General features: G+C 70.5%; 15 protein-coding genes and 3 tRNA genes. 10 read left to right on the top strand and 8 right to left on the bottom strand.

Going from position 1 to position 19,818, the window contains the following annotated elements; genetic code table 11:
• Positions 1-63: 63 nt before the first annotated feature.
• Positions 64-966 carry an SGNH/GDSL hydrolase family protein gene (locus AB0N03_RS14970; protein ID WP_364370857.1) on the top strand — a complete coding sequence of 301 codons (903 nt, stop codon included), beginning with the start codon at positions 64-66 and terminating at the stop codon, positions 964-966.
• Positions 967-1,147: 181 nt separating this feature from the next.
• Here AB0N03_RS14970 and AB0N03_RS14965 read toward each other — a convergent pair whose 3' ends face one another.
• The 6 genes from AB0N03_RS14965 to AB0N03_RS14940 all read right to left on the bottom strand — a co-directional run bounded on the left by AB0N03_RS14965 (position 1,148) and on the right by AB0N03_RS14940 (position 5,209).
• Entirely contained in the window at positions 1,148-1,546 is a 399-nt protein-coding gene (locus AB0N03_RS14965; protein ID WP_364370854.1) for a MaoC family dehydratase, read from the bottom strand.
• A complete protein-coding gene (locus AB0N03_RS14960) occupies positions 1,543-1,992 on the bottom strand; it encodes a MaoC family dehydratase N-terminal domain-containing protein (RefSeq protein WP_364370851.1) in 450 nt (149 codons plus the stop codon). Before AB0N03_RS14960 ends, AB0N03_RS14965 begins: the two co-directional genes overlap by 4 nt.
• Before the next feature lie 80 nt (positions 1,993-2,072).
• On the bottom strand, positions 2,073-2,237 hold the full coding sequence (gene rpmG / locus AB0N03_RS14955; protein WP_005152047.1) for a 50S ribosomal protein L33: 165 nt from the start codon (positions 2,235-2,237) through the stop codon (positions 2,073-2,075).
• A gap of 50 nt (positions 2,238-2,287) precedes the next feature.
• Positions 2,288-2,360: transfer RNA gene (locus AB0N03_RS14950), tRNA-Met, on the bottom strand.
• A gap of 50 nt (positions 2,361-2,410) precedes the next feature.
• Positions 2,411-2,483, bottom strand: a tRNA-Thr gene (locus AB0N03_RS14945).
• Between the two features lie 80 nt (positions 2,484-2,563).
• Complete coding sequence (locus AB0N03_RS14940) at positions 2,564-5,209, bottom strand: EAL domain-containing protein (RefSeq protein WP_364370848.1); 2,646 nt, start codon at positions 5,207-5,209, stop codon at positions 2,564-2,566.
• A gap of 295 nt (positions 5,210-5,504) precedes the next feature.
• On the opposite strand from AB0N03_RS14940, the gene AB0N03_RS14935 reads away from it, so the two are divergent.
• From AB0N03_RS14935 to lon, 4 genes are all read left to right on the top strand, one after another.
• Positions 5,505-6,443: a GNAT family N-acetyltransferase gene (locus AB0N03_RS14935; protein ID WP_364370845.1), complete on the top strand. Its 939-nt coding sequence runs from the start codon at positions 5,505-5,507 to the stop codon at positions 6,441-6,443.
• Positions 6,444-6,513: 70 nt separating this feature from the next.
• Positions 6,514-7,368, top strand: a complete 855-nt coding sequence (locus AB0N03_RS14930) for an SAM-dependent methyltransferase (RefSeq protein WP_364370842.1) — start codon at positions 6,514-6,516, stop codon at positions 7,366-7,368.
• Positions 7,365-8,213 (top strand): SAM-dependent methyltransferase, encoded by an 849-nt coding sequence (locus AB0N03_RS14925; RefSeq protein ID WP_364370839.1) that lies wholly within the window; start codon positions 7,365-7,367, stop codon positions 8,211-8,213. Before AB0N03_RS14930 ends, AB0N03_RS14925 begins: the two co-directional genes overlap by 4 nt.
• A gap of 100 nt (positions 8,214-8,313) precedes the next feature.
• Positions 8,314-10,716 (top strand): endopeptidase La, encoded by a 2,403-nt coding sequence (lon, locus tag AB0N03_RS14920; protein ID WP_364370836.1) that lies wholly within the window; start codon positions 8,314-8,316, stop codon positions 10,714-10,716.
• A 60-nt stretch (positions 10,717-10,776) separates the two neighbouring features.
• Here lon and AB0N03_RS14915 read toward each other — a convergent pair whose 3' ends face one another.
• Positions 10,777-11,793, bottom strand: coding sequence for a LacI family DNA-binding transcriptional regulator (locus AB0N03_RS14915; protein WP_364370833.1), 1,017 nt, complete (start codon positions 11,791-11,793; stop codon positions 10,777-10,779).
• Positions 11,794-11,966: 173 nt separating this feature from the next.
• Between AB0N03_RS14915 and AB0N03_RS14910 the strand changes: the two genes are divergently transcribed.
• The 5 genes from AB0N03_RS14910 to AB0N03_RS14890 are packed head-to-tail and all read left to right on the top strand — an operon-like array spanning position 11,967 to position 19,680.
• Positions 11,967-13,616: a glycoside hydrolase family 13 protein gene (locus tag AB0N03_RS14910; RefSeq protein WP_364370830.1), complete on the top strand. Its 1,650-nt coding sequence runs from the start codon at positions 11,967-11,969 to the stop codon at positions 13,614-13,616.
• 19 nt (positions 13,617-13,635) lie between these two features.
• Positions 13,636-14,985 carry a hypothetical protein gene (locus tag AB0N03_RS14905; protein WP_364370828.1) on the top strand — a complete coding sequence of 450 codons (1,350 nt, stop codon included), beginning with the start codon at positions 13,636-13,638 and terminating at the stop codon, positions 14,983-14,985.
• Positions 14,982-15,938: a sugar ABC transporter permease gene (locus AB0N03_RS14900; protein ID WP_364370825.1), complete on the top strand. Its 957-nt coding sequence runs from the start codon at positions 14,982-14,984 to the stop codon at positions 15,936-15,938. The genes AB0N03_RS14905 and AB0N03_RS14900 overlap by 4 nt, the downstream gene beginning before the upstream one ends.
• Entirely contained in the window at positions 15,935-16,795 is an 861-nt protein-coding gene (locus tag AB0N03_RS14895; RefSeq protein ID WP_364370822.1) for a carbohydrate ABC transporter permease, read from the top strand. Before AB0N03_RS14900 ends, AB0N03_RS14895 begins: the two co-directional genes overlap by 4 nt.
• A gap of 26 nt (positions 16,796-16,821) precedes the next feature.
• A complete protein-coding gene (locus AB0N03_RS14890; protein WP_364370819.1) occupies positions 16,822-19,680 on the top strand; it encodes a CBM35 domain-containing protein in 2,859 nt (952 codons plus the stop codon).
• A 48-nt stretch (positions 19,681-19,728) separates the two neighbouring features.
• On the opposite strand, the gene AB0N03_RS14885 is transcribed toward AB0N03_RS14890, so the two are convergent.
• Positions 19,729-19,811, bottom strand: a tRNA-Tyr gene (locus tag AB0N03_RS14885).
• Positions 19,812-19,818 lie beyond the last annotated feature (7 nt).

Here is a 19,818-nt window from a genome sequence, read left to right as displayed (position 1 = left end):
GTTTTCCCTAGTCACCCGGATCGCCGCAGTAATCGGGGGCCTACTTTCGGTACAAACGAAGGTGTGGCGAAGAACAGCGGGGGCGGCTGCCTCGTCGTGGTGCTCGTGGTCGGGCTCCTGGCGTTCGGGTATTACAAGTGGGACCACGGCTCGTCGTCCGCACCGCCGGCGGGCGCGGCCACCGGGGACGGCGCCGGCCGCTACGTCGCACTGGGTGACTCCTACACGGCCTCGCCGCGCACCGGGAAGAACGTCGGGGCCCCGCCCGGCTGCGACCGGTCCGACGACAACTACCCCCGCCTCGTCTCTGCGGACCTGAAGCCGGCCGAGTTCGCCGACGTCAGCTGCAGCGGCGCGACGACCGCGAACATGGCCGGCGCGCAGAAGACGGGCAACGGCTCGAACCCGCCCCAGCTGGACGCGGTGACCGCGAAGACGACGCTGGTGACCCTCGGCATCGGCGGCAACGACATCGGCTTCCTGTCGCTGGCGTCGTCCTGCGCGACGGCGCACCGGTCCGGGTCGCCCTGCAAGGACAAGCTGACCGCCGGTGGGCACGATCAGCTCTCCGAGCGGATCGACGCCACCGCGCCGAAGGTGGGCGCCGTGCTGGATCGGATCCACAAGCAGGCTCCGAAGGCGAAGGTGGTCGTCGTCGGGTACCCGTCCGTGCTCCCTGACGGTGATGGGTGCTGGCCGGTTCTGCCGATCGGCTCGGGGGATGTCGCGTACTTCCGCGGGGCGTTGGGGAAGCTGAACAAGATGCTCGAGGACCAGGCGGATGGGCATGAGGCTGGGTATGCCGATACCGCTACGCCGGGGAAGGGGCATGACGTCTGTACCGCGTCGGATACCCGGTGGGTGGAGGGCGTGATTCCGACGCTGCATGGGACGGCGCTGCATCCCAACGCTCGGGGGGAGCAGGGCATGGCTGATGCCGTCTTGGGGGCGTTGAAGCCGTTTTAGACGTTGCGTCTGCCGTGGTTTCCAGCACCCCGAAGCCCGATTGTGACTACGGCCGGCGGCACCGCGTCAAGGCGGGAAAGATGCCTTGACCCGGTGGCGGCGGCCGTGTTCTGGCTTCGGATCGGGGTGCGGGGGGCGGTCTGGGTTCTCGGTTCCCTGCGTTCCGATACCGTCCTGCCTTTTAGACGCGGACCAGCGCCTGCGGCTTGCCCAGGACCGTCTTGCCGTCGTACTTGACCACCAGGTCCACGCGTGCGATGCCTTCGTCGTTGACGGCCGCTACCTTGCCCGTGATCTCCACCAGGGCGCCGTCGGGGGTGTTCGGGACCACGACTGGGCGGGTGAAGCGGGCGCTGAAGTCGACCAGGCGGCCCGGGTCGCCCAGCCAGTCCGTCACCACTCGGCCGGCCACCGCCATCGTGAGCATTCCGTGCGCGATGACGTCGGGGAGGCCGACCTCCTTCGCGAACGTCTCGTTCCAGTGGATCGGGTTGAAGTCCAGCGCCGCGCCGGCGTAGCGCACCAGCTGGTCGCGGGTGATGCGGACTTCGAGGGCGGGCAGTTCGTCTCCGGCGTTCACGCGCTCTCCCCCCGCACCACGAGCTGCGCCTTCGTGGTGGCGATGTGCGCGCCGTCGCCGTCGGTGATCTCGGCGCGCAGGTTGATGAAGTCGTTGCCGGCCCGGGCCATGATCCGGTCGATGTGCGTCGTCAGCAGCAGCGTGTCCCCGGCGTGCGCCGGGCGGCTGTAGGTGAACTGCTGGTCGCCGTGGACCATGCGCGAGTAGTCGAGGCCCAGCTCGGGGTCGGAGACGATCGAGTTGATCGACGCCAGGTTGATGATCGTGAGGAACGTCGGGGGCGCGATGACGTCCGGGTAGCCGGCCGCTTTCGCGGCTTCGGGATCCCGGTAGAGCGGGTTCGCGTCGCCGATCGCGTCGGCGAACTCCCTGATCTTCTCCCGGCTCACTTCGTAGCTGGTCTGCGGCGGGTACACCCGCCCGGTGAACGACTCGTCCAAGGGCACCGGGAGAGGCTACCAACAGCAAAGAGCCGCCCCGGTGGTCCAAGGCGGCTCTTCGAAGCTGGTGCGAACGCGCTACGCGGTCAGCGGGTTTCCTTGTGCGTCCGGTGCGTACCGCAGTTCGGGCAGAACTTCTTCATCTCCAGGCGATCCGGGTTGTTGCGCCGGTTCTTCTTGGTGATGTAGTTGCGGTGCTTGCACTCTTCGCACGCCAGCGTGATCTTGGGTCGCACGTCGGTGGCAGCCACAGCGTTTCCTTCTCTCTCAGGTCCCGGGGCGAGCCCCAGTCGTTACCGCGTAGCGGTGGCCGGACTTGAACCGGCGACACAGCGATTATGAGCCGCTTGCTCTGCCAACTGAGCTACACCGCCCTTACATGACCCAAGCCGCGACACGCAGGCGTGACGCGGCTGAGGTCGTGAGCCCCTTTACGGAATCGAACCGTAGACCTTCTCCTTACCATGGAGACGCTCTGCCGACTGAGCTAAAGGGGCCTCGCCTCTCGCGAGGACTTCGAAAGATTACCAACCCCCGTCACCCCGTCGTGCAACCGGGGTCCCGAAAGAGCAAAACCTCAGGTCAGCAACGTCAGCACGGTCTCCGAGTGGCGCCCCGGCGAGCGCGCCGTGCGGGCCTGCAGCCACGCCTCCAGACGATCCTCGGGCAGCGGCCGCGAGATCAGGTACCCCTGGGCGACGTCACAGCCCATCGCCTCGAGCTGGTCGCGCGCCACGTCCTCTTCGACGCCTTCCGCGACCACCGTCAGCCCGAGCGAGTGCCCCAGCTCGACGATCGACCGCACCACCGCGAGGTCGCCGAGGTCGGTGCCCATGCCGAGGACGAAGCTCTTGTCGATCTTGACTTGGTCGACCGGCAGCTGCCGCAGGTAGGCCAGCGACGAGTAGCCGGTGCCGAAGTCGTCCACGGCGAGGGTGATGCCCAGCGAGTGCAGTTCGCGCAGGATCGGGAGCGCCTTCTGCGGGTCGGACATCACGCCGGACTCGGTCAGCTCGAACGTCAGCAGCTCCGGCGGGATGCCGACGCGCTCCAGCTCGCGGGCCACCTTGTTCGGGAAGTCCTCGTCGGCGAGGTTGCGCACCGACAGGTTGACCGCCACCGAGATCCGCAGGCCCTCGTCGAGCCACTTGCGGCAGCGCTTCAGCGCCTCGCCGAGCACGAACGACGTCAGCACGCCGATCAGGCCGGCCGCTTCGATGGCCGGGACGAACTCGTCCGGGCCGAGCCGGCCGAACTCCGGGTGCACCCAGCGGACCAGCGCCTCGACGCCCGCCACCTGCCGGTTCGGCAAGGTGATCTTCGGCTGGTAGTGCACGCTGACCTGGCCGTCTTCGAGGGACTGCCGGAACTGCGTGACCATCTGGAAGCGGCGCAGGAAGATCTGGCCCATGCTCGGCACGTACCCGCGGACCTCTTCGCCGCCCTTGGTCGCGCGAACCGCGACATCGGCGCGCTGCAGCAGGCCTTCGATGTCGACGACGTCGCCGGACTCCTCGGGCGTCGTCGTCGCGTAGCCGATCATCGCGTTGGCCTCGACCGACAGCCGGTCCACCGGGTAGGGCGCGGAAAGCTCTTCGCGCAGCCGTTCCGCCGCGGTGTGGGCGTCCTCGGGCGGGCAGCCGACGAGCAGCGCCGCGAACGACGCGCCTTCGAGGCGGGCGAGCGGGACGTCGGGGCCGAGCGCGTCGCGGATGCGGCGGCCGGCGGCGATCACCATCCGGTCGGCCCAGGCGTAGCCCAGCGCGTCGCTGACCGTCGAAAAGACGTCGAGGTCGATCCGCAGCACCACGGCGTTCGCGAAGTCCCGCAACGGTTCCTTCGCCACCTGCCGGAAGCCCGGCCGGTTGAGGTGCCCGGTGAGCGGGTCGTGGTAGGCGTCGTGGCGCAGGGTCGCGAGCAGGCGCCGGTTGTCCAGCGACGTCGCGAGGTGGCTGGCCATCGTGCCGAGCAGCTGGACGTCGTACTTGCCGAAGCCGCGCCAGCGGGACAGCCGGTCGTGCGCCTCGACGACGCCGAGCAGCTGGTTCGCGCTGCGCAGCGGGACGACGAGCGCCTCCTGCGCGCCGCGGTCGAGCAGCGCCGCGCGGACGTCGGGATTGGCCTCGGTGATCCGGAAGTGCCGGACGTGCGCGCCGGGCAGGCGCAGCAGCGGGTCGTCGGCGGCCGGATCGGCGGGCGGCAGGTCGTCGCCGGCGACGACGACGCGCATGGTGTCCTTCGGCTCGAGCCGGAGTCTCAGCACGACGCGGCCGGCGGCCAGCTGGTCCTTGATGCGCTCGGCGATCGTGGCCCACTCGCGGACGTCGACGCCGCCGACGAGCTCGTCGGCGCGGCTGGCCGGGCGCGCCGCCGCCTGCTGGCCGGAGCGGGCCACCATCAGGCTGACGTCCGAGAGCGCCTCCATGTCCCGCTGCTCGCGCAGCAGGTCGGAGTAGGCCCAGTACAGCGCGGTCAGGCCGAGGAACACGGCGAGCACCAGCGGCCACGCCTTGGGCGTGTTGGAGATGACGAGGTAGCCGGACAGGCCGACGGACGCGTTGACGAACCCGACGACCAGGATCCGCGCGGTGAGCCGGACCGCGGTGCTGACCCGCATCCGGCGGCGCAGCACGCGCACCGCGGCGAGCGCGAGCAGCGTGCTGACGAGCGGCGCGGTCAGCGTGCCGGCGAGCGCGGCGACCCACGGGATCTCGCTGCCGGAACCGGCGCCGAGGGCCACCTTCACCAGGCCGGCGACCGCGAAGGCGCCGGTGATCTCGAGCAGGAACGCGCCCGCGTTGTAGAGGACGCGCCCGGCGACCTTGCGGGCGAGCAGCGTGCCGATGCCGGCGATCAGATGCGCGGCCAGCACGACTTCGAACGGCGCGACGAAGAACCCGATGACGAGCGGGATCTCGGTGAAGGAGATGGTCCACGAGATGCCGCTGCGGACGTCGACGTTGATGCCGAGCTGCTCGGCGAGCAGGAAGGCGACCGCGAGCACCGGCCCGATCCACAGCAGCCGGCTGTCCCAGTGGAACGGCAGCCAGGACCCGACGGCGAACGCGGCGACGAGCCCGATGCTCAGGACGGCGAAGGTGTACGCGCGGAACCGGCGCTCGTCGGTGCGGGCCTCGGCGGAAACGGGAGGTGTGCCGGAAGCGGCCCCCGGCCCGGGCTGCGCCTGCGCTACGGCGTGGCCGTGGGCGTTGGTGTCCGGCATCCGACCTTCCCTCCCAGCTTGTCCACCGGTGCTGATCCGTGACTTCGGGTGTGGACAAGGGCCATACCGTACCCCGTAGGGCGTACCCGCGTCCCTTTCGAGACAGTAGGAGATCACCCCAGGGTTAACAATGCCTCGATGGCGCTGACCTGCGTGGACCAAGGGGTGAAACTCTGCGACCACCGGGGCTTCGCCCCGGGCCGGGGGCTCCGCCACCCGGACCCCCTTGACATGGGTGGCGGAATCAAGGGTAGTTCTCTGCGCACGACGTCCGGCATAGCGCTTCAATGTGTTCATGCACAGCGACGTGATTGCCACCGAACACGCGGCCCGGCTCGCGGCGGTGGACTCCCTGCTCCCCGGTTCTTATCCCTTCGAAGCGGCCGAAGGCGCCGTGGTGCTGGAGGTGGCGACGGCCGGCTCGGCCGCGTCCGGCCTCGCCTCGCGCATCCAGGTCGACCAGGACGCCCCGAACGCGCCTTGGCGGGCGCTGACCGAGCACCGGCTCGACCTTCAGCTGGCCGGCCCGCAGCCCGCCGCGGCGCTCGACGCCCTCCTCACCCGATGGGATGAACATCTGCGCGCGGTCGCCGAGCGTGGCGACACCGAAACCGCGGCGATCGTCCCGCGCGCCAGCCGGGACGCCGCCGGCACGCGCGAAATGCTGCACCACGGCTTCGCGCCGCTGCGGGTGATCGCGGTCCGCCCGGCCGACCGGATGGTCCCGGCGGGCCCGCGCGGCACGCCCGGGGTCAAGATTCGCCGCGCCGAGCCCGGCGACCTCGAAACCGTCGTCTCGCTGGGCCTCGAGCTGCACTCCTTCGACGCGCAGTACGGCACGGTCAACCTGCGCAAGGGCGTCGAGGACATCATGGCCAAGGACCTGGCCGAACAGCTGGAGCGCCCGGAACCGCCGCTGTGGATCGCCGAGCTGTACGGCCGTCCGCTCGGCATGGTGAACGTCCAGCACCCGGGTGAGACCGGCTGGATCAGCGACCGGGTTTCCGCGGGCCGCGTCGGCTACCTGTCGTCGCTGGCCGTCGCGAAGGAGGCGCGGTCGTCCGGTGTCGGTACGGCGCTGGCCACCCACGCCCACCACGTCCTCGACGAGGAAGGCGCCGACGCCGTGCTCCTGCACCACGCCGCGGCGAACCCGCTGTCGACGCCGTTCTGGTACGCGCAGGGGTACCGCCCGCTGTGGACGTACTGGCAGCGTCGACCGGCCGTTCGGTGAACCAGTGGCGGCTTACCCCCGGTCGCCCGTCTCTATAGGCTGGCTTCCGGAGCAGCGAGGGGAGCCGGAAGTGACCGATCAGCGGGATTCCGCGCCGAGAGCGCCCGAAGGCGTCGACACCGAGAAGCCGTCCGCGGCCCGGATCTACGACTGGTACCTGGGCGGCACGCAGAACTGGGCCGTGGACCGCGAGTTCGGCCGGCGCATGGAGCAGCAGTGGCCGCTGGTGCGCCCTGGGTCGAAGCAGAACCGCGAGTTCATGAACCGCGCGGTGCGGGCGGCGCTGCGGGCCGGGATCCGGCAGTTCGTCGACCTCGGCTCCGGGGTCCCGACGGCCGGGAACGTGCACGAGGTCGTCGAGGCCGAGCTGCCCGAGGACCACGACGCGACGGTCGTGTACGTCGACTACGAGCCGGTCGCGGTCGCGCACGCGACGCTGATCCTCGAAGAGGAGGCGGCGACGGACTGGGCGGGCATCGTCCAGGCCGACATGCGTGACGCGAAGGCCGTGCTGCGCGCCGAGGAGACGAAGCGGCTCATCGACTTCTCGAAGCCCGTCTGCTTGATGATGATGGCGGTGCTGCACTTCGTCGGGCCGGACGACGACCCCATCGGCATCCTCAAGGCGTACCGCGACAAGCTCGCGCCCGGCAGCTGGCTGGCCATCTCGCAGATGAGCGAGGGCGACGGCACCGGCGAGACCCTGGCCGGGCTGCGCTGGTTCGTCGAGCAGTACCGGAAGACGAGCAACCCGGTGTGGCTGCGCGACCGCGAGGAGATCGAGCCGCTGTTCGGCGACTGGCCGCTGCTCGAACCGGGCATCGTGCACCTGCCGGACTGGCGGCCCGACCGGAAGCTCAACGCGCTGGAAGCGGAAGCCCGCCCGTACGCGTGGTGCGGCATCGCGGAGAAACCCGGCGCATGAGCGAAGGAGCGCCGATCGCCCCCGCCGGCGTGGACACCGACAAGCCGTCCGCGGCGCGCGTCTACGACTGGTACCTCGGCGGCGACCACCACTGGGCGGTCGACCGCGAGTTCGGCCGGCGCGTGGAGAAGGTGTGGCCGCTGATCCGGCCGATCTCGCGGCAGAACCGGGCGTTCATGAACCGGGTGGTCTCGGCGGCCATGGACGCCGGCGTCCGCCAGTTCGTCGACCTCGGCTCCGGCGTACCGACCGCGGGCAACGTGCACGAGATCGTCCGCGACCGGCTGCCCACCGGCGAACGCGCGTCGGTCGTCTACGTCGACTACGAGCCGGTGGCGGCCGCGCATTCGCGGCTGATCCTGGAGCGCGAAGGCGCGACGGCGTGGGCGGGCCTGGTCGAGCGGGACATCCGGCGGCCGAAGGAGATCTTCGCCGACCCGGTGACGTCGTCGCTCATCGACTGGTCGCGGCCGGTGTGCCTGCTGCTGATCACGGTCATGCACTTCGTCGGGCCGTCCGACGATCCGGACGGGCTGATGGCGACGTACCGGTCGAAGCTCGCGCCGGGCAGCTGGCTGGCGCTGACGCACGGCACGTGCCGCGACGACGCGCCGCCCGAGCGCGCCGCGGAGGTGAAGCGGTTCATCGACGCCTACCGCGACACGTCGAACCCGGCGTGGCTGCGCTCGGCCGAGGAGCTGCTCCCCTGGTTCGGCGGCTGGCCGCTGCTCCCGCCGGGGATGACATCGTTGCCGGACTGGCGTCCCGAAGAGCGTCCGACGGTGCTGGACCTCGAGACCCGGCCCTTCGCCTGGTGCGCGGTCGGCCGTCGGCCAAGCCTCTGACCTGCGGTTACCTCCTTCGCTGTGGGCGAACGCACTCTCGGAAACAAACACACCCATCGGAGAGTTGAGCTAGGCAGACTCAACTACCCGAGGAGTGCACATGTCCGACACCCGCCTCCTGCCCGTGCTCCCGCTCGATGACGACGTCGTGCTGCCGGGCATGGTCGTCCCGCTCGACCTCACCGACACCGAGACGCGGGCCGCGGTGGAGTCCGCACAGGCCAACACGCCGAGCCAGGCTTCGTTCCCCGGCATCCGATCGACCGGCGCCACCAAGGCCGAGGTCCTGATCGTGCCGCGCGTCCACGGTGAGTACGCCGAGTTCGGCACCGTCGCGACGGTCGAGCGCATCGGCCGCGTGCCCGGCGGCAAGGCCGCCGTCCTGCTGCGCGGCACGGCCCGCGCGCTCGTCGGCCGGATGGCCGACGGCCCCGGCGCGGCCCGCTGGGTGCACGCCGAGGACGCCCCCGAGACCACCGACGACCAGACCGCGAAGCTCGCGGCCGAGTACAAGGCCGTCGTCATCTCGATCCTCCAGCAGCGCGGCGGCTGGCAGCTGATCGACGCCGTCCAGCAGGTCGAGGACGGTTCCGCGATCGCCGACCTGTCCGGCAACGCGCCGTACCTGGACACCGACCAGAAGGTCGAGCTGCTGACCACGCTCGACGTCACCGCGCGTCTCGAGAAGGCGCTCGAGTGGAGCAAGGAACACCTGGCCGAGCTCGAGGTCACCGACACGATCCGCAAGGACGTCGCCGAGGGCATGGAGAAGCAGCAGAAGGAGTTCCTGCTGCGCCGCCAGCTCGAGGCCATCCGCAAGGAGCTCGGCGAGCTCGACGGCACCGCGCAGGACGACGACTACCGCGCCCGCGTCGAAGGTGCCGAGCTGCCCGACGCCGTCAAGAAGGCCGCGCTGGCCGAAGTGGACAAGCTGGACCGGACGTCCGAGCAGTCCCCCGAGGGCGGCTGGATCCGCACCTGGCTGGACACCGTCCTGGAGCTGCCGTGGAACGAGCGCACCGAGGACAGTTACGACATCGCCGCCGCGCGCGCGGTCCTGGACGCCGACCACGCCGGTCTCGACGACGTCAAGGAACGCATCATCGAGTACTTGGCGGTGCGCAAGCGTCGCGCCGAGTCGGGCCTGGGCCCGGTCGGTGGACGTCGTTCCGGCGCGGTGCTCGCCCTCGCGGGCCCTCCCGGGGTCGGCAAGACGTCGCTGGGTGAGTCCGTCGCGAAGGCGATGGGGCGCAAGTTCGTCCGCGTCGCCCTGGGCGGCATCCGCGACGAGGCGGAGATCCGCGGCCACCGCCGCACCTACGTCGGCGCGCTGCCCGGCCGGATCGTCCGCGCCATCAAGGAAGCCGGCTCGATGAACCCGGTCGTCCTGCTCGACGAGATCGACAAGGTCGGCGCCGACTACCGCGGCGACCCGACCGCGGCGCTGCTCGAAGTGCTGGACCCGGAGCAGAACCACACGTTCCGCGACCACTACCTCGAGGTCGAACTGGACCTGTCCGACGTCGTGTTCCTGGCGACGGCCAACGCGCTGGAAACCATCCCCGGCCCGCTGCTGGACCGCATGGAGCTCGTCACGCTGGACGGCTACACCGAGCACGAGAAGGTCACCATCGCCCGCGACCACCTGCTCCCCCGGGAGCTGGAGCGAGCCGGCCTGGCCACGGCGGACGTCAGCCTGACCGACGCCGCGTTCAGCCGGATCGCGGCCGAGTACACCCGCGAGGCGGGCGTGCGCGACGTGAACCGCACGATCGCGAAGGTGCTGCGCAAGATCGCGACGAAGGTGGCTTTGGACGAGGTTTCGCTGCCGCTTTCCCTCGATGCTCCCGATTTGGAGACCTACCTGGGCCGTCCGCGGCACGTGCCGGAGTCGTCGCTGCCCGCGTCGACCCAGCGGACCGCGACCCCGGGGGTGGCGACGGGCCTGGCGGTGACGGGTGCCGGCGGTGACGTCCTCTACATCGAGGCGTCGCTGGCGGACCAGGAGTCCGGCGCGTCCGGGCTGCAGCTGACCGGCCAGCTCGGCGACGTGATGAAGGAGTCCGTCCAGATCGCGCTGTCCTACCTGCGTTCGCACGGCGCGGAGCTGGAGCTGCCGGTGGGCGACCTACGCGAGCGCGGCATCCACGTCCACGTCCCGGCGGGCGCGGTCCCGAAGGACGGGCCGTCGGCGGGCGTCACGATGACGACGGCGCTGGCGTCGCTGCTCTCGGGCCGCGTGGTGCGGCCGGACGTCGCGATGACCGGCGAGGTGTCCCTGACCGGACGCGTCCTCCCGATCGGCGGCGTCAAGCAGAAGCTGCTGGCGGCCCACCGGGCGGGGATGAAGACGGTGATCATCCCGCAGCGCAACGAGCCGGACCTCGACGACGTCCCGGCCGAGGTGCTGTCCCAGCTGGACGTCCACGCGGTGGCGAACGTCCGCGAGGTCCTCGACCTCGCTTTGACCCCGGCTTCGACGCCGGTTCCCCAGGCGGCGTAACCCCGAACGCCGCCACCTGAACGGCCGGTTTCCCTCTCCCCCAGGGAAACCGGCCGTTTTCTACGCCCGGACCGGGGCGGTGGACTCGCGCTCGACGAGCGAGACGTCGATCGTCACCGGCCGCTTCGGGCGCTCGCCCTTCTCGATCGAGTCCAGCAGGATCGACACCGCCGTCGACGCCTTGCGCGCGATGTCCTGCGAGATCGTCGTCAGCTTCGGGGTCACGTAGTTGCACAGGTCCAGGTCGTCGAAGCCGACCACCGAGACGTCTTCCGGCACGCGCGCGCCCGCCTCGGTCAGGCCGTGGACGATGCCGACCGCCAGGATGTCCGCCGTCGCGAACACCGCCGTCACGTCGTGGCGCTCCCGCAGGACCAGCCCCAGTTCCCGGCCCTCCTCGTACGTCGTGTTGACCGTCTCGACCACGTCGTCACGCGAGACCCCGGCGTCCGCGAACGCCTGGCAGAAGCCCTCGAAGCGTTCGTGGACCACGCCGACGCCGCTGAACGCCGGACCAGCGAACAGGATCCGGCGGTGGCCGAGGTCGAGCAGGTGCCGGGCCGCGAGCCGGGCGCCCGCGAAGTCGTCCGAACGCGTGCCCGTCGTCAAGCGGTTCGCCGAGTAGCTGTCGATCGCGACGACGTGGACCGCGCCGATGGTCTTCTTGGTCAGCTTGCCGACCTCTTCGTCGAGGAACCCCAGCAGGATCGCGCCGTCGAGGCTCCACGAGCGCAGCGCTTCGGCCACCTCGTCCGGGTGCGCGACCCCGCGCAGCAGCAGGTGGTAGCCGTACTTGCGCAGCTCGCGTTCGATCATGCCGACGATCGCCATGGTGTGCGGGCTGATCATCAGGCTGTCCTCGTCGGCGGCCGGCACCAGCAGGCCGACCAGCCGGGACGCCTTCGTCGCGAGGCTGCGGGCCGACGCGCTCGGGACGTACCCGAGCTCGTCCGCGATGCGCTGGACCTTCTCGATGGTCCCGGGCGAGACCCGCGCGCGGTTGCCGTTCATCACGTTCGACACCGTCATCATGCTCACGCCCGCCTGCTCGGCGACCTCCCGCAGCGTGACGCGCACCCTCGGACTCCTCTCGCTCACCCCGGGCCTCAAGGTTACGGGACCGGCCGTTGACAAGTACCTCAGGACGACATTACCGTCTATCGAGGTATAGCGCTAAACCTAATTCGCGCGGACCCCGGTCCGCTTCCCTCGCCGCGCTCCGGAAACCGTTGAGCCAGAACGGGAGTCCCGTGACCACAGACGTCTCGACCGACCCGCTGACCGCACCCGCCGAACAGACGGCGCCGTGGTGGCGCGGCGCGGTCATCTACCAGATCTACCCGCGCAGTTTCGCCGACGGCAACGGCGACGGCACCGGTGACCTCGCCGGCGTCCGCGCCCGCCTGCCCTACCTGAAGAGCCTCGGCGTGGACGCCCTCTGGTTCACCCCGTGGTACTCCTCGCCGCTGGCCGACGGCGGCTACGACGTCGCCGACTACCGTGCGATCGACCCGGCGTTCGGCGCCCTCGCGGAGGCCGAGCGGCTGATCGCCGAGGCGTCCGCGCTCGGCATCCGGACCATTGTGGACATCGTCCCCAACCACGTCTCCGACCGGCACGAGTGGTTCCGCGCCGCGCTCGCCGCTGGGCCGGGATCGCCCGAGCGGCAACGGTTTTGGTTTCGCGAAGGCCGCGGCGAGCACGGTGAGCTGCCGCCGACGGACTGGGAGTCCAGCTTCTCCGGCGGCACCTGGACCCGCGTCACCGAGCCCGGCGGCGCGCCCGGCGAGTGGTACCTGCACCTGTTCGCGCCCGAGCAGCCGGACCTGAACTGGAACCACCCCGACGTCCGCCACGAGCACGAGCAGGTGCTGCGGTTCTGGTTCGACCGGGGCGTCGCGGGCATCCGCATCGACTCCGCGACCATGCCGGTCAAGGACCCCGCACTGCCGAACGAGGTGACGCCGGACGCGCACCCGTTCGTCGACCGCGACGAGATCCACGACATCTACCGGAGCTGGCGGGCCGTCGCCGACTCCTACGCCGAGCCGCGCGTCCTGGTCGGCGAGGTTTGGCTGGCCGACCCGCACCGCTTCGCCCGCTACCTGCGCACCGACGAGATGCACACGGCGTTCAACTTCGACTTCATGATGCGCCCGTGGGACGCCGCCGAGCTGCGCACCGCCATCGTGTCCACTTTGGACGCGCACGGCCCGGTCGGCGCGCCGCCGACGTGGGTGCTGTCCAACCACGACGTCACCCGCGCGGCCACCCGCTACGGCCGTGAGGACAGCTCGTTCGGCTTCGTCGCCCGGGCCTTCGGCATCCGCACCGACTTGGCGAAGGCGCAGCGCCGGGCCCGCGCGGCCGCGTTGCTGTCCGCGGCTCTGCCCGGCTCGCTCTATATCTACCAAGGTGACGAGCTGGGCCTGCCCGAAGTCGAGGACCTGCCACTGGAAGTGCTGCAGGACCCGATGCACTTCCGCTCCGGCGGCACCGACCCCGGCCGGGACGGCTGCCGCGTCCCCCTCCCCTGGACGTCCGACGCGGGCAGCGCGTACGGCTTCGGCGCCGGGGCGCCGTGGCTGCCCCAGCCGGCGAACTGGGGTGACTACTCGGTCGAGCGGCAGGACGGCGATCCCCGGTCGATGCTGACGCTCTACCGGACCATGCTCGCGCTGCGCCGGTCCGAGCCGGCGCTGCGCGGGGAGGAGTTCGCCTGGGCGGCCAATGATACTGCCGCAATCCTCGCCTTCCGCCGCGGCGACGACCTGCTCTGCCTGGTCAACTTCGGCGACACCCCGATCGACCTGCCCGCCCACCTCGAAATCCTGCTCGCCAGCGGCGAGCCGGCCGACTCCCAGTTGCCCACCGACACAGCCGTCTGGCTGCGAGTCTGAAACCCCGCCAGGAGAGACGATGAAGTCCTCGAAGATCGCCGCGGTGTGCCTGTGCGCCGCCGCACTGACCGCCTGCTCGGGTGGCGACGCCACCACCGCCGACGGCAAGACCGTCGTCAAGGTGTCCATCGAACCGGGCCTGGACCAGGGCGCGGTCGCCGCGTTCACCGCCCGGGTGACGCAGTTCGAGACCGCGAACCCGACGATCGACCTGGTCCCGCAGGAGTTCAAGTGGGACGCGACGACGTTCACCGCGCAGCTGGCAGGCGGCACGCTCCCGGACGTCCTCACGATGCCCTTCACCGACGGCCGCGGCCTGATCGAACGCCGTCAGATCGCCGACATCAGCGATCTGGTCGCCGGCCTGCCGTACGCGAAGAAGTTCAACCCCGAGGTCGCGAAGGCCGGCTCGGCTGACGACGGCAAGATGTGGGCGATCCCGATCGCCGCGCACGGCCAGGCGCTGCACTACAACCGCACGCTCTTCAAGCAAGCGGGCCTCGACCCGGACAAGCCACCGTCCACTTGGGACGAGATCCGCGTGGACGCGAAGCAGATCGCCGAGAAGACCGGCCAGGCCGGGTACGCCCAGCTGACCACGGACAACACCGGCGGCTGGGTCCTCGCCACCCTCGACTACGCCTTCGGCGGCCGCACCGAGCAGCTGGCCGGCGACCAGGCGACGGCGTCGCTGAACACCCCGCAGATGACCCGGGCGCTGCAGACCATCCACACCATGCGCTGGGACGACAACAGCATGGGCGCCAACTTCCTCTACGACTGGAACGGCATCAACCAGGACTTCGCCGCCGGCCGGATCGGGATGTACGTCTCCGGCGGCGGCAACTACGGCTCGCTGAAGGCGCAGAACGCGATCAAGGCGGACGACTACGGCGTCACGGCCCTCCCCCTCGACGGCCCGGACGCCGGGGTGCTCGGCGGCGGCACCCTCGCCGCCGTCAACGCCAAGGCCAAGGACGCCACGAAGGCCGCGGCCGTGAAGTGGATCGACTTCTACTACCTGCGGAAGCAGGCCGACCAGGCCGCCGCGGTCGCCGACGCGAAGACCACCGCCGACTCCGGTGAGGCCGTCGGCTCGCCCGAGCTGCCGGTGTTCGACAAGGCGACCTACGACCAGCGGATGGGCTGGATCGCGCAGTACGTCAACGTGCCGGTGAAGCAGATGACGCCGTACACGGACAGGATGTTCGCCCAGCCCCTGGTTCCGGAGCCGACGCGGTCCACCCAGCAGGTCTACGGCCTGCTCGACCCGGTCGCGCAGAAGGTCCTGACCGACCGCGGCGCCGACATCCCGGCCCTGCTCGCCGACGCGCAGACGCAGGCCCAGGCGTTGCTGGACCGGCCGTGACGCTCACGGCGGCCCGGCCGGCGACGGTGCCCCCGCGCCCGGCCCGGGCCCGCCGCCGGCGCACCCCGCTGACCTGGGTGCGCGGCGGCGGCCTCGGCACGGTGCTGTTCCTGCTGCCGATGCTGGCGGTGTTCGGGCTGTTCTCGTGGCGGCCGATCGGCCAGGCCGTCGTGATGAGCTTCCAGCAGACGAACCTCGTCTCGGACCCGGTGTTCGTCGGGCTGGACAACTACGTCGCCGTGCTCAGCGACCCGCAGCTGTGGAACGCCGTCGGCAACACACTGTGGTTCGCCGTCCTCGCGCTGCTGCTCGGCTACCCGATCCCGCTGGTCGCCGCGGTGCTGATGAGCGAGGTCCGCCGGGCGAAGGGGCTCTACAGCGCGCTGGCCTACCTGCCGGTGGTGATCCCGCCGGTGGTGGCCGTGCTGCTGTGGAAGTTCTTCTACGACGCCAGTCCGAGCGGGGTGTTCAACTCCGTGCTGGGTGCCGTCGGGCTGGGTCCGTCGCCGTGGCTGCAATCGGCGTCAACGGCGATGTTCTCGCTGGTCGCGGAGGCGACATGGGCCGCGGCCGGCGCCACGATCATCATCTACCTGGCCGCCCTGACCAGCGTCCCGCCCGAGCAGTACGAGGCGGCCGAGATCGACGGCGCGTCGGTCCGGGGCAAGGTCTGGCACGTCACGCTGCCACACCTGCGCGGGGTCCTGCTGATCACGTTCATCCTGCAGATCGTCGGCACCGCGCAGGTCTTCCTCGAGCCGTTCCTGTTCACCGGCGGCGGCCCGGCGCGGTCGACGACCACGATCCTGCTGCTCGTCTACAACTACGCCTTCGCCGACAGCCTCGGCGGCGACTACGGCGCCGCGACCGCGTTGAGCGTGCTGCTCGCCGCGGTGCTGGGCCTGTTCTCCGCGGTGTACTTCCGCCTGACCCGGTCCTGGAGCAAGTCATGACGCGCGCCCTGCTCTCGCCGTCGGACTGGCGACGTCCCGGCGTCCGCCGCACGACGCGGGCCTTGCACGCGCTCCTGCTCGCGGCCCTGTTCCTCGCCGGGCTGGGCCCGATGCTGTGGCTGGCGAAGGCCGCGGTCACGCCGACCCAGGACACGCTGCGCGACCCCCTATCCCTGTGGCCGCACGGGATCGACTTCGCCAACCTCTCCACGGCGTGGACCCGCGTCCAGATCGACAAGTACTTCCTCAACACGGTCTGGGTCGCCGCCGGGTCGTGGCTGGTGCAGCTGATCGTCGCGACCACGGCCGGGTTCGCCCTGTCGGTCCTGCGGCCGCGCTACCGGAAGGCGCTCACCGGCGTCGTGCTGGCCACGCTGTTCGTACCGGCGATCGTGCTGCTCGTGCCGCTCTACCTGTCCATGGTGGACTTCTCGCTGATCAACTCGTTCTGGGCGGTCTGGCTGCCGTCGGGCGCCAGCGCGTTCAACATCCTGCTGGTGCAACGGTTCTTCGACAACCTCCCGCGTGAGGTGTTCGAGGCGGCGCGAGTCGACGGCGCCGGACCGCTACGGCTGTTCTGGTCGGTCGTGCTGCCGATGTCCCGGCCGATCCTCGGCGTCGTTTCGGTGTTCGCGATCGTGGCGGCCTGGAAGGACTTCCTGTGGCCGATGCTGGTGCTGCCCGACCCGGCGGTCCAGCCCCTTTCGGTCCGGCTGCCGGCGTTGCAGAAGTTCGTCGAACTGGACGTCTTCCTCGCCGCGCTCGCCATTTCGACGGTCATCCCCGTCGTGTTGTTCCTCGTGTTCCAGCGGATGTTCCTGCGCGGCAACGCCTTGAGCGGAGCCGTCAAGGGCTGATCCCTTCACTGGTTGGGAGAAAACAGATGCGCACATCCCCTGTCCTGGCCGTCGCGGTGCTCACCTTCACCGCGTTGGTGTCCACGGTCCCGGCGCACGCCGCGACCACCCGCCTGGAAGCCGAATCCGCCGTCCTTTCGGGCGGCGCTGTGGTCGAAGGCGATCATCCCGGCTACAGCGGTTCCGGATTCGTCGGCGGCTTCACCGACACCCACCGCGGCACGGCCCGGACGACGTTCGCCGTCTCCGCGGCCTCGGCCGGTTCGTACACCCTCGCGCTCGGCTATGCGAACGGCACCGGCTCTTCCCGGACCCTCACGCTGACCGTCGATTCCGGTGCGGCTCAACAGGTTTCCCTGCCCGCCACGGCTTCCTGGGACAGCTGGGGTTCGGCGAGCGTGGCCGTCTCCCTCGGCGCGGGCGCGCACAGCGTGTCGTACACCTTCGGCTCGGGCGACAGCGGGAACGTCAACCTCGACCGCCTCGACGTCACGCCGTCCGCGACCGGGCAGGCGGGTCCCCTGTTCGAGGCCGAGAACGCGACGTTGTCCGGTGGTGCGGTCGTCGCGACCGACCACCCGGGCTACAGCGGGAGCGGGTTCGTCGGCGGCTACACCGACGCGAACAAGGGTGCCGCGCGGACGTCGTTCGCCGTCAAGGTGACGACCGCCGGGCCGCAGTCGCTCGCCCTCCGGTACGCGAACGGCACCGGAGCCGCCATGACGCTTTCGCTCTATGTCGACAGTGTCCGCCAGCGTCAGGTGTCGCTACCGCCGTCGGCGAACTGGGACACCTGGGCGTCGGCGACCGAGTCCTTGACACTGACCGCGGGCGACCACACGGTGGCTTATGCCTTCGACAGCACCGACTCCGGCAACGTGAACCTGGACAGCCTCACGGTGACGCCCTCGGTTCCGGCTGGTCCGGGCGAGGCGGAAGCCGCGTTCCTCTCCGGCGGCGCGACCGTCGGTGCCACGACCGCGGGCTACACCGGACCCGGCTATGTGACGGGCTTCGCGACGCCGGGCGCGCGTCTGGTGCGCACCTTCGCGATGGCTTCCGCAGGTACGGCGACCGCGACGATCCGGTTCGGCAACGCGGGCACCCTCGCGGTGTCGACGAACGGCCGTGACACCGGATCCGCTTCGCTGCCTTCGGGCGCGGGCTGGCGGACGGCCACGGTTTCGGTGCCGGTACGCGCGGGCGTCAACACGCTGCAGCTGGCCGGGACCGGCACCGACGTGCTGGTCGACAGCGTGGTCGTCGCGAACGAGACGGCGCTGGCCGCGCGTGGCGCGACGACGCCCTACACCGAGTACGAAGCCGAAGCCGGGACGACCACCGGGACCGTGCTCGCGGCGAGCCGGACGTTCCACACGGTCCAAGCCGAGTCGAGCGGGCGCCGCGCGGTGCGGCTGAGCGCGACCGGACAGTCCGTGAGCGTCACGCTGACGAGGCCCGCGAACGCCGTCACCGTGCGGTTCTCGATCCCGGACACCGCGGACGGCGCCGGGCAGACCGCGCCGCTGGCGTTGTACGCGAACGGGACGAAGGTCCGCGACCTGTCGCTGACGTCGAACTACAGCTGGGTCTACGGCGCGTACCCGTACACGAACGTGCCGTCGCAGGGCAGCCCGCACCGGTTCTACGACGAGACCCGGGCGCTGATCGGCGACTGGCCCGCGGGCACGGTCTTGAAGCTGCAGAAGGACGCGTCGAGCACGGCCGCGTACTACGACGTCGACCTGCTGGACGCCGAGCAGGCTCCGGCCGCGGCGACGGCTCCGCCGGGTGCGCTGTCCATCACGTCGTACGGCGCGGTGCCGGACAACGGATCGGACGCGACGTCGGCGATCAACCAGGCGATCGCGGCGGGCGCGGCCCAGAACAAGCCGGTGTGGATCCCGGCGGGGACGTTCCGGATCAGCTCGAAGATCAACGTCGCGAACGTGCGCGTTTACGGGGCCGGGCCGTGGTCCTCGGTGATCCAGGGCACCGGGCCGCGCGGTGGCTTCTTCGGCACGGGCAACAACGTCACGCTGGCCGACTTCGCGATCTTCGGCGACGTCCGGGTCCGCGACGACAACGGCTCGGACGGCGCGCTGGACGGCAACTTCGGGGCCGGGTCGCTGATCCAGAACCTGTGGATCGAGCACACCAAGGTCGGGCTGTGGGCCGATTCGGGCACGAACGGGCTGTACGTGGTCGGCACGCGGATCCGCGACACGTTCGCGGACGGCGTCAACATCCACGCGAAGGACGCGGGCACGAGCAACGTCCGGGTGGACCAGTCCATGGTCCGCAACACGGGCGACGACGGGCTGGCGATGTTCTCCGAAGGCACCACGGTGTCCGGCAGCGCGTACACGTTCAACACGGTCCAGTCGCCGGCGCTGGCCAACGGCATCGGCATCTTCGGCGGCGCCGGCAACCGGGCGGAGGACAACGTCGTCGCGGACAGCGTCGCGGCGGGTTCCGGTATCACGGTGGGCACCCGGTTCAACCCGGTGCCGCTGTCCGGCACGACGTCGATCCGGCGCAACACGCTGCTGCGGACGGGCAGTTTCGAGGACAACTGGAACTCGGCGATCGGTGCGCTCTGGATCTACGCGGATTCGGCGCCCATCGCGGCCCCGATCGTCGTCGAGGACCTGACGGTCACCGACAGCACGTACCAGGGTGTGCTGCTGAGCTTCCAGAAGTCGATCACGCAGCTGAGCTTCGACCGCGTGACGATCGCGGGAGCGGGCACGTACGGCATCGAGACGAACGCGACGGGCAGCGCGTCGATCGCGCACACCTCGGTGACGGGAGCCACAGCCGGCGGTCTGCTCGACGACGGTGGCTACACGCTGGTGCGCGGGGCCGGGAACACCGGCTTCTAGCAGCGGAAAAGCCCGGTGACCTCGTCGGTCACCGGGCTTCTTCGTGGGTGGCGGGTGAGGGATTCGAACCCCCGTAGGCGTAAGCCAACTGGTTTACAGCCAGTCCCCTTTGGCCACTCGGGTAACCCGCCCAAGCCG

This window comes from Amycolatopsis sp. NPDC051061 (genome assembly GCF_040682935.1).
Classification (GTDB): Bacteria; Actinomycetota; Actinomycetes; order Mycobacteriales; family Pseudonocardiaceae; genus Amycolatopsis.
Note: the sequence above shows the minus strand (reverse complement) of the source record. Positions and strands in the feature narration are given on the sequence as shown.